The sequence below is a fragment of the Cellulomonas sp. genome, from assembly GCF_036279715.1.
Classification (GTDB): domain Bacteria; phylum Actinomycetota; class Actinomycetes; order Actinomycetales; family Cellulomonadaceae; genus Cellulomonas_A.
In genome coordinates this window covers 1-10,349 of record NZ_DASUIR010000060.1, presented here as the reverse complement: position 1 = coordinate 10,349, position 10,349 = coordinate 1, and the positions used below count along the sequence as shown (strand labels likewise).

The window sequence follows — 10,349 nt, the reverse complement described above, 5'->3', positions numbered from 1 at the left end:
GCCCGCCGCCCGGCCCGACACATCCGACCGCGTCAACGAACGGTGAGAGCGATGACCCGCGTCTGCTTCCAGCTCCAGGTCCGACCCGATCGGATCCGCGAGTACAAGGCCCGCCACCAGGCTGTGTGGCCGGAGATGCTGCGCGCCCTGGCTCGCACCGGATGGCACAGCTACTCCCTGTTCCTGCGCGAGGACGGGCTGCTCATCGGCTATGTCGAGACGCCGTCGATCGAGCAGGCGCAGGCTCAGATGGAGCTCACCGACGTCAACGCTCGGTGGCAGGCCGAGATGGCCGAGTTCTTCGTCGATCTCGGTGACGCGCGGCCGGACACCGGCTTCGTCCGGCTCGAGGAGATCTTCAACCTCGATGACCAGCTCGCTGCCCTCGACGCGGCTCAGGAGGACTGACCCGACGGGGTGGCGAGCCCGCTCGCTTGACCTCAGATCTCCGCGCATGAAACGATTCATATCTGGCATCACCGACCAAGGACACCACCGTGGCAATCAACCAGCAGGTTCTCGACATCCTCGGCCGGCAGGCCATCGAGCTCCCGTCGTGGGCGTTCGGCAACGCGGGCACCCGCTTCAAGGTGTTCAGCACGCCGGGCACTCCGCGCACGGTGCAGGAGAAGCTCCAGGACGCTGCCCAGGTGAACGCCCTGACGGGGCTGGCCCCCTCCGTGGCGCTGCACATCCCGTGGGACCTGGTCGACGACTGGGGCCAGCTCGCCGCCTACGCCGCCGAGCTGGGCGTGCGGCTCGGGACGATCAACTCGAACACGTTCCAGGACGACGACTACAAGCTCGGATCGTTGACCCACACGGATCCCCGGATCCGGCGCAAGGCGATCGACCACCACTTCGCGTGCATCGACGTGATGGACCAGACCGGCTCGCAGGACCTGAAGATCTGGCTGCCCGACGGCACCAACTACCCCGGTCAGGGGGACATCCGCGGGCGTCAGGACCGGTTGGCGGAGTCCCTGCGCACGATCTACGACAGGCTCGGGCCGCAGCAGCGGCTGGTGCTGGAGTACAAGATCTTCGAGCCGTACTTCTACACGATGGACGTGCCCGACTGGGGCACGTCGTACGCGCACGTGACGGCGCTGGGGGACCGGGCGATGGTGTGCCTCGACACCGGTCACCACGCGCCCAGCACCAACATCGAGTTCATCGTCGCCCAGCTCATGCGCCTCGGCCGGCTCGGATCGTTCGACTTCAACTCGCGCTTCTATGCCGACGACGACCTCATCGTCGGCGCGGCGGACCCCTTCCAGCTCTTCCGGATCCTCTTCGAGGTGGTCCGCGGCGGCGGCCTGGAGGCTGACTCGCCCGTGGCCTTCATGCTCGACCAGTGCCACAACATCGAGGACAAGATCCCCGGGCAGATCCGCTCCGTCCTCAACGTGCAGGAGATGACGGCGCGGGCTCTGCTCGTCGACCGTGACGCGCTGCGCGAGGCGCAGGACGCCGGCGACGTGCTCGGCGCGAACGGCATCGTCATGGACGCCTTCTACACCGACGTGCGGGCCGACCTGGCCGCGTGGCGCGAGGAGCGTGGTCTGCCTGGCGACCCGGTGGCCGCGTACCTCGCCTCGGGGTACGGCGAGGCCGCGGTCGCGGACCGCGTGGGCGGGCAGCAGGCCGGTTGGGGCGCCTGACCGGTACGGACGAAGGGACGACGACGGTGCGCACGCCCGCGATGGCGGCGGTCGACCTCGGGGCGTCGAGCGGCCGCGTCCTGGTCGGCCGCCTCGAGGGCGGGCGGCTGCTCGTCGAGGAGGTCGGGCGGTTCGCGAACACACCCGTGCACGTCTGGGCGGACGGGCTCGACGGGCGGTCCGGGGGCCGCGAGGAGCTGCGCTGGGACGTGCTGGCCCTGTGGCGGGGGGTGCAGGAGGGGCTGCGCGTCGCGGCGGCCCAGCACGGCCCGCTGGTCAGCATCGGGATCGACACGTGGGCGGTCGACCACGGCCTGCTCGACGTCGACGGGCGACTGCTCGGCAACCCGTGGCACTACCGGGACGCCCGCACGGACGCTGTGCCCGGCCAGTTCACGGCACACATGACGCCCGAGGAGCTCTACCACCGCACGGGCACCCAGGTGCAGCCGTTCAACACGGTCTACCAGCTCGCCGCGTCCGCCGCGGACGCCCAGCTGCGCTCGGCCCGCGACCTGCTCCTGATCCCCGACCTGCTCGGGTACTGGCTCACCGGCACCCGGTTCGCCGAGCTCACGAACGCGTCGACCACGGGGATGCTCGACGCGGTGACGCGCGGGTGGAGCGGGCCGGTGCTCGACGCGCTCGAGCGGATGACGGGGGATGCGCTGGCGCGGCTGCTGCCGCCCGTGATCGATCCGGGCACGATCGTGGCTCCCGTGCTCTCGCCCGTGGCCACGAGGCTGGGTCTGGATGGTGCGCGGCTGGTCGCCGTCGGGTCCCACGACACGGCCTCGGCTGTGGCGGCGGTGCCGATGGACCCCCGGCGGGCCGCGTACATCTCCTCGGGCACGTGGTCGCTCGTCGGGGTGGAGCTCGACGCCCCGGTGCTCACCGAGGAGAGCCGCCGGGCCAACTTCACGAACGAGCTCGGCGTCGGCGGCACCGTGCGCTACCTGCGCAACGTCTCCGGTCTGTGGCTCCTGCAGGAGTCGATGCGCACCTGGAGCGAGCGGGGCGTCGAGCAGGACCTGGCGACCCTGCTCGCTGCGGCAGCGCAGGTGCCCGCCCTCCGCACGGTCGTGGACACAGAGAGCCCCGCCTTCGTACCGCCTGGCGACATGCCGACCCGGATCGCGCAGGCCGCGCGCGCCTCAGGGCAGCCGGTGCCGTCGAGCCCGGCCGAGACGACCCGGTGCATCCTCGACTCGCTCGCCCTCGCGTACCGGCGTGCCGTGCGCGACGTGGTCCGGCTCTCGGGAGTCGACGTCGAGGTCGTGCACCTCGTCGGCGGGGGTTCGCGCAACGAGCTGCTGTGTCGCCTGACGTCGGACGCCACGGGACTGCCGCTGGTCGCCGGCCCCGCGGAGGGCACCGCGATGGGCAACCTCCTGGTCCAGGCGCTTGCCTTGGGGCACCTCGACGGCGGCCTTCCCGCGATCCGCGAGGTCGTGGCGGCCTCGACACCCATGCGCCGGTGGGAACCCACCGGGACAGACCTGGCCTGGCAGCAGGCCGCAGACCGCCTGGGCATCTGACCCCGGCCCACGAGAAGGACACCACGATGCCCGTCACCCAGCCCTATCCCGAGCTCGACGAGCTCCTCACCAGCATGGGCGTCGCCGGCGCCCGCATCTGCGAGATCGACGCCTCCGAGGCCGGCGCAGGGAACATCTCCGTGTACGTCGGCTGGGACCTGGAGGTGCGCCGCCGGTTCCCGCTGGAGACCGAGATCGAGCTGCCGCTGCCGGCCCCCGCGCTGGCTGGACGCACGATCCTCGTGACGGGCTCCGGTCGCCGGCTGCGCCAGATCCAGGACGACCCCGAGGCAAGCGTCGCTGCCGTGCGCATCCACGACGGCGGCCTCACGGGGACGATGTTCACCTCCCCGCGCCGGCTGTTCGAGAAGCTGACGAGCGAGTTCAACTCGCACCTGGGAGTCCACCAGGACCAGGTGGCGCGCCGTGGCATCACGTTCCAGGCCGTCGTGCACGCCCAGCCGATGCACCTGACGTACCTGTCCCACATCCCTGCCTACCGCGACACCAAGGCGCTCAACGCGCGGATCCTGCGGTGGGAGCCCGAGTCGATCGTCGCCCTCCCCGAGGGTGTGTGCGTCCTGGAGTTCATGGTGCCGGGGTCGGCCGAGATGATGGCGGCGAACATCGAGGGCCTGCGCGACTTCCAGATCACGTTGTGGAGCAAGCACGGCGTCATGGCCCGCTCCGACCTCTCGGTCACGCGCGCCGTCGATCGGATCGAGTACGCCGAGACCGGCGCGAAGTACGAGTACATGGACCTCGTCGCCGGTGGCCGCGCGGAGGGCCTCACGCGTGACGAGGTCGGGCGCGTCGCCTCCGAGTTCAACATCACGTCGCCCTGGGCCTGATCAGACCCGCACCGGCAGGGCCAGTGGCTGCTGGCCGTGCCTCGGTACGTGACCGGCGTGCCCGAGATCCCGTTGCCGCGGGACCCACGTCCTGCTACGGTAATGAAAGGATTCAATGTCGAGCCCCCGGAGATCTGTGATGACCCACCCCACGGCTGCCGCCCTCGTCGCGCGCTCCAACCGCTTGGGCGCCGACCCTCGCACCACCAACTACGCCGGCGGCAACACCTCGGCGAAGGGCACCGACACCGATCCGGTGACCGGCGAGCCGATCGACCTTCTCTGGGTGAAGGGCTCCGGCGGCGACCTGGGCACGCTGACCGAGAAGAACCTCGCGACCCTGCGGCTCGACCGGGTGCGTGCGCTGGTCGGGGTGTACCAGGGCGTCGACGACGAGGACGAGATGGTCGCGGCGTTCGACTACTGCCTGCACGGCAAGGGTGGTGCCGCTCCGTCGATCGACACGGCGATGCACGCGCTCGTGGACGCGCCGCACGTCGACCACCTGCACCCCGACGCCGGCATCGCGTTGGCGACCGCGGCGGACGGCGAGCGCGTGACCGCCGAGATCTTCGGTGACAGCGTGGTCTGGGTGCCGTGGCGCCGGCCCGGGTTCCAGCTGGGGCTCGACATCGCGGCGGTCCACGACGCGCACCCCGACGCGATCGGCTGCATCCTCGGCGGCCACGGGATCACCGCATGGGGCGCCACGTCCGACGAGGTCGAGGCCCGCTCGCTGCAGATCATCCGCACGGCCGAGCAGTACATCGCGGGACGCACGGCTGAGCTCGACACCGCCGGTCGCCATCCGTTCGGCGAGATCCGTCCCGGGTTCGAGGCGTTGCCCGAGGCGCAGCGTCGGCGTCGCGCCGCGGACCTCGCGCCCGTCATCCGCGGCCTCGCGTCGACGGATCGCCCGCAGGTCGGGCACCTGACGGACTCGGGCGTCGTGCTCGACTTCCTCTCGCGGACCGAGCTCGGCCGCCTCGCGGCGCTGGGCACGTCGTGCCCGGACCACTTCCTGCGGACCAAGGTGTCCCCGCTCGTCGTCGACCTTCCTGCCGAGGCGCCGCTGGAGGACGTGGTCGCGCGACTGCACGAGCTGCACGGCGAGTACCGCGCCGCCTACCAGGCGTACTACGACCGGAACGCCACCGCTGACAGCCCCGCGATCCGAGGCGCCGACCCGGCGATCGTCCTCGTCCCGGGCATCGGGATGTTCTCGTTCGGCAAGGACAAGCAGACCGCGCGGGTCGCGGGCGAGTTCTACGTCAACGCCATCAACGTCATGCGCGGCGCCGAGGCGATCAGCACCTACGCGCCGATCGACGAGCAGGAGAAGTTCCGGATCGAGTACTGGGCGCTCGAGGAGGCCAAGCTCCAGCGGATGCCGAGGCCGAAGCCGCTGGCGACGCGCATCGCCGTCGTCACCGGGGCCGGGTCGGGGATCGGGAAGGCGATCGCCGAGCGGCTCGCCGCGGAGGGGGCGTGCGTCGTCGTGGCGGACGTCAACCTCGAGAGCGCGCAGCAGGTCGCCCGCGACCTCGGCGGTCCCGACGTCGCGGTCGCCGTGCACGCCGACGTGACGGACGAGGACGCCGTCGCCGAGCTCGTCCGGGCCACCTGCGTGGCGTTCGGCGGGGTCGACCTGGTGGTCAACAACGCCGGTCTGTCGATCTCCAAGCCGCTGCTGGAGACGACGGTCCGGGACTGGGACCTGCAGCACGACGTCATGGCACGCGGGTCGTTCCTCGTCGCCCGGGAGGCCGCCCGCGCGATGGTCGCCCAAGCGATGGGCGGCGACATCGTCTACATCGCCTCGAAGAACTCGCTGTTCGCGGGCCCGAACAACATCGCCTACTCGGCGACGAAGGCCGACCAGGCGCACCAGGTGCGGCTGCTGGCCGCGGAGCTCGGCGAGCACGGCATCCGCGTCAACGGCGTCAACCCCGACGGCGTCGTGCGGGGCTCCGGCATCTTCGCGGCGGGCTGGGGCGCCCAGCGGGCCGCGGTCTACGGCGTGCCCGAGGAGAAGCTCGGCGAGTACTACGCGCGGCGGACCCTGCTCAAGCGCGAGGTCCTTCCCGAGCACGTCGCCGCCGCGGTCTTCGTCCTGACAGGACCCGACCTCGCGCAGACCACCGGTCTGCACATCCCCGTGGACTCCGGGGTGGCTGCGGCGTTCCTGCGCTGACCCCGTCCGCACCCGCCGACCAGGAGAAGGCCACCCGTGCGCATCGCGCTCTTCACCACCTGCCTCGTGGACGCCGTGTTCCCGCAGGCGGCGCAGGCCACCGTCCGCCTGCTCGAGCGCCTCGGCCACGAGGTCGACGTGCCCGCGGGGCAGGCGTGCTGCGGGCAGATGCACGTCAACTCCGGGTACCAGAGGCAGGCGCTGCCCATCGTGCGCAACCACGTGCGCACGTTCGCGCCCGTGCTGGACGGCGAGTGGGACGCGATCGTCGGTCCGTCCGGCTCGTGCGTCGGAGCGACGCGCCACCAGCAGGCGATGGTCGCGCGCCGCGGGGGTGACGAGAACCTGGCCGTGCTCGCCGACGCGGTAGCCGCACGGACCTACGAGCTGTCGCAGCTCCTCGTCGACGTGCTCGGTCTCACCGACGTCGGGGCCTGGTTCCCGCACGCCGTCACGTACCACCCCACGTGTCACTCGTTGCGGATGCTGCGCGTCGGGGACCGTCCGACACGGCTCTTGCGGGCCGTCGCGGACCTGGAGCTGCGTGACCTGCCAGAGGCGGACTCGTGCTGCGGGTTCGGTGGCACGTTCGCGCTCAAGAACTCGGAGACATCCGGGGCGATGGTGCACGACAAGGTGCAGAGCATCGTCTCGACCGGGGCACCCTTCGTCACGGCGGGGGACTGGTCGTGCCTGATGAACATCTCCGGAGCCCTCGACCGGCAGGGCACCGGGGTGCGCGCGCTCCACCTCGCCGAGATCCTCGCCTCGACGCGCGAGGACCCGTGGCACCCGGTGGCGGCCGGTCCCGGCGTCGTGCGGGCCGGCGCGAGGAGGGGAGCGCGATGAGCACCTACCTCGGCATGCCCTCGGTCCACCCGATGCCCGAGCACACCCCCGACGAGCCGCTGCGGTGGGGACCGTCGTTCCCCGCCGCGGCCCACGACACCCTGCGGGACCCCCAGCTGCGCGTCAACCTGCGCAAGGCCACGCACACCATCCGTGACAAGCGCCTCGCGGTCACCGCGGAGCTGCCCGACTGGGAGGACCTGCGGGACGCAGGCTCCGGGATCAAGGCAGCCGCGATGGCCGCGCTGCCCGAGCTCCTCGAGCAGCTCGAAGCGTCCGTGCAGGCGCGCGGTGGCCAGGTGCACTGGGCCCGCGACGCCGCGGAGGCCAACCGCATCGTCACCGGCATCGTGCAGGCGACCGGCGCCCGGGAGGTCGTCAAGGTCAAGTCCATGGTCACCCAGGAGATCGGCCTGAACGAGCACCTCGCGGCGGCGGGGATCGAGGCGACCGAGACCGACCTCGCGGAGCTGATCGTCCAGCTCGCCGGGGACATGCCCTCGCACATCCTGGTACCGGCGATCCACCGCAACCGGGAGCAGATCCGGGAGATCTTCGACGCCCGGATGGGCGACGCCCCGGACGGGCTCACGTCGGACCCGGCCGCCCTCGCGGCCGCTGCCCGCGCTCACCTCCGGGCCCGGTTCCTGCGCGCCCAGGTCGCGGTGAGCGGGGCGAACTTCGCGATCGCGCAGACCGGGACGATCGGCGTCGTGGAGTCCGAGGGGAACGGCCGGATGTGCCTGACCCTGCCGCGGACCCTCGTGACCGTCATGGGGATCGAGAAGGTCCTGCCCCGGTTCGAGGACCTCGAGGTGTTCCTCCAGCTCCTGCCGCGCAGCGCGACGGGGGAGCGCATGAACCCCTACACCTCGACCTGGACTGGGGTCACGCCGGGCGACGGTCCCCAGGAGTTCCACCTCGTGCTGCTCGACAACGGGCGCACCCGTGCGCTGGCCGACGAGATCGGGCGCACGGCCCTGCACTGCATCCGCTGCTCCGCGTGCCTCAACGTCTGCCCGGTGTACGAGCGGACCGGCGGCCACGCCTACGGCTCGGTGTATCCCGGCCCGATCGGGGCGATCCTGACGCCGCAGCTGCTCGGCATCGGCGGCCTCGACCCGCACGACCCGGCCGCGAGCCTGCCGTTCGCCAGCTCGCTCTGCGGGGCCTGCTACGACGCCTGCCCCGTGAAGATCGACATCCCGACCGCCCTGGTGCACCTGCGCGACCGCGTGCAGCACCCGGAGGGCCGCCGATCGCGGCCCTCCGGGTGGGCGGCGGCACTGGGGCTCGTCGCGCTGTCCATGCGGTCTGGCCGAACGTTCCGGTGGGCCGGTCGGGTCGTGCCGGTGCTCTCGCGCGTGCTGCCCCGCCGGGTCCGCCGGCTGCCGTTCCCCGGGTCGCTGTGGACTGCGAGCCGCGACCTGCCGCCGTTGCCTCGTCAGACGTTCCGCGACTGGTGGTCGGCCCGATGAGCGCGCGCAACGAGGTGCTCGGCGCGGTGCGCCGGGCTCTCGACGCGTCCGGGGTCCCCAGCCCGGGGGCCGCCCCGCGGGCCTATCGCGTCGAGGGAGCCGTCGCGGCCGGCAGCGTCGAGGCCGTCGACCGGTTCGTCGACCGGTTGGAGGACTACCGCGCCACGGTCGTGCGGACCACCGTCGCGGGGCTCGCGGAGGCTGTCGCCGCGACGCTGACCGACGTCGCGTCTGTCGTTGTGCCGTCCGGCCTTGATCCCTCGTGGCTGCGCGCGGCGCGTGCGGCGGGCGTGGACGTGCAGGTGGACGACCCGTCCGCGCCGCGCACCCACGCCGAGCTCGACGCCGTCGCGGCGGTCCTGACCGGGTCGCGGGTCGCCATCGCCGAGACGGGGACGATCGTGCTCGACGCTCAGCCCGACCAGGGGCGCCGTGCCCTCACGCTCCTGCCCGACCGGCACGTCTGCGTCGTCGCGGCCTCGCAGGTGGTCGGCTCTGTCCCCGAGGCGGTCCGGCTGCTCGCACGGCACCCGGACCGACCGCTCACCTGGATCTCAGGGCCGTCCGCGACGAGCGACATCGAGCTGGTCCGGGTCGAGGGCGTGCACGGGCCACGTGACCTGCGTGTCCTCGTCGTCCAGGACGCCTGAGCGCGGGGACGTCTGGGATGATCAGGCCGTGACGACCGACGCACGGCGTAAGCGCGCATCCATCAGCGATGTCGCGCGCCTCGCCGGAGTCGCCGTCGGCACCGTCTCGAACGTGCTGAACCGACCGGAGATCGTCGCTCCGGCCACGCGTGCCCGGGTCGAGGCGGCGATCAGTGAGATGTCCTTCGTGCCCAACGGGGTCGCGCGACAGCTGCGGGCGGGGACCATCACGACCGTCGGAGTCGTGGTCCTGGACATCCGCAACCCGTTCTTCACCGAGGTAGCCCGCGGGGTGGAGGATCGCCTCGCGGTGGCCGACTACACGCTGATGCTCGCCAGCTCGGACGACGACCCGGCGCGCGAGCGGAAGTACCTGCAGCTGTTCGAGCAGCACGGGGTCGTGGGCCTGCTTGTCGTGCCGAGCGGCCCGGACCTCGGTCAGCTCCTCGATATCCAGAGCCGCGGTGTCCGCGTGGTCCTGCTCGACGCGCCGGCCGGCACCAGCGGGCTGTCCTCGGTGAGCGTCGACGACGAGGCGGGGGGAGCGCTCGCGATGGCGCACCTGATCGAGCGCGGTCACACGCACGTCGTCATGCTCAACGGCTCGCACGACATCCGCCAGTGCGCAGCCCGCCTTGCCGGTGCGCGCCGAGCGGCGGCGGACGCCGGCCTGGACCCTGCCGACGCCGTGCGCGAGGTCCGCCTGCGAGCCCTCGACTCAGCCAGCGGCGCCGAGGCCACGCTGGCACTCGCGGACGCCCCGGGCGGACTCCCCCCCGCGATGTTCTGTGTGAACGACCTCGTGGCCGTCGGCGTCCAGCGCGCGCTGCGACTGCGTGGAGGCACCGCACTGCTCGAGAGTGTCGCGATCGTGGGCTACGACGACATCGACATCGCGAGCGAGCTCGCCGTGCCGCTGACCTCGGTGCGTCAGCCGACGCACGAGATGGGCTACCGCGCCGCAGACCTCCTCCTCGCGCCCGAGAGCGCCGAGGTCGAGCAGGTGGTCTTCGCGCCGGAGCTGGTCGTCCGGGCGTCGTCCGAGCGCTGAGCGCCGTTTCAGCGGGTGACTCACCGCGGGTTCCGACCTCGCGTGTGGCAGAAGCGAGCGAAGGCGGGCCCCGA

The 10,349-nt window shown here is 72.1% G+C and carries 9 protein-coding genes; all 9 read left to right on the top strand.

What is annotated here, in order from left to right; genetic code table 11:
- Window positions 1-51: 51 nt before the first annotated feature.
- The 9 genes from VFW79_RS06470 (at window position 52) to VFW79_RS06430 (ending at window position 10,275) form a co-directional block, all read left to right on the top strand.
- Window positions 52-408 carry an L-rhamnose mutarotase gene (locus VFW79_RS06470; protein ID WP_329676501.1) on the top strand — a complete coding sequence of 119 codons (357 nt, stop codon included), beginning with the start codon at window positions 52-54 and terminating at the stop codon, window positions 406-408.
- An 89-nt stretch (window positions 409-497) separates the two neighbouring features.
- Entirely contained in the window at window positions 498-1,664 is a 1,167-nt protein-coding gene (rhaI, locus tag VFW79_RS06465; RefSeq protein ID WP_329676500.1) for an L-rhamnose isomerase, read from the top strand.
- Between the two features lie 26 nt (window positions 1,665-1,690).
- A complete protein-coding gene (locus tag VFW79_RS06460) occupies window positions 1,691-3,202 on the top strand; it encodes a rhamnulokinase family protein (RefSeq protein ID WP_329676499.1) in 1,512 nt (503 codons plus the stop codon).
- Window positions 3,203-3,228: 26 nt separating this feature from the next.
- Window positions 3,229-4,053, top strand: a complete 825-nt coding sequence (locus VFW79_RS06455; protein ID WP_329676498.1) for a class II aldolase/adducin family protein — start codon at window positions 3,229-3,231, stop codon at window positions 4,051-4,053.
- 139 nt (window positions 4,054-4,192) lie between these two features.
- Window positions 4,193-6,247 (top strand): bifunctional aldolase/short-chain dehydrogenase, encoded by a 2,055-nt coding sequence (locus tag VFW79_RS06450; RefSeq protein ID WP_329676497.1) that lies wholly within the window; start codon window positions 4,193-4,195, stop codon window positions 6,245-6,247.
- Between the two features lie 36 nt (window positions 6,248-6,283).
- On the top strand, window positions 6,284-7,096 hold the full coding sequence (locus VFW79_RS06445; protein ID WP_329676496.1) for a (Fe-S)-binding protein: 813 nt from the start codon (window positions 6,284-6,286) through the stop codon (window positions 7,094-7,096).
- Complete coding sequence (locus VFW79_RS06440) at window positions 7,093-8,574, top strand: lactate utilization protein B (RefSeq protein WP_329676495.1); 1,482 nt, start codon at window positions 7,093-7,095, stop codon at window positions 8,572-8,574. The genes VFW79_RS06445 and VFW79_RS06440 overlap by 4 nt, the downstream gene beginning before the upstream one ends.
- Complete coding sequence (locus tag VFW79_RS06435; RefSeq protein WP_329676494.1) at window positions 8,571-9,224, top strand: lactate utilization protein C; 654 nt, start codon at window positions 8,571-8,573, stop codon at window positions 9,222-9,224. The genes VFW79_RS06440 and VFW79_RS06435 overlap by 4 nt, the downstream gene beginning before the upstream one ends.
- A 28-nt stretch (window positions 9,225-9,252) precedes the next feature.
- On the top strand, window positions 9,253-10,275 hold the full coding sequence (locus tag VFW79_RS06430) for a LacI family DNA-binding transcriptional regulator (RefSeq protein WP_329676493.1): 1,023 nt from the start codon (window positions 9,253-9,255) through the stop codon (window positions 10,273-10,275).
- The last annotated feature ends 74 nt before the right edge of the window (window positions 10,276-10,349 follow it).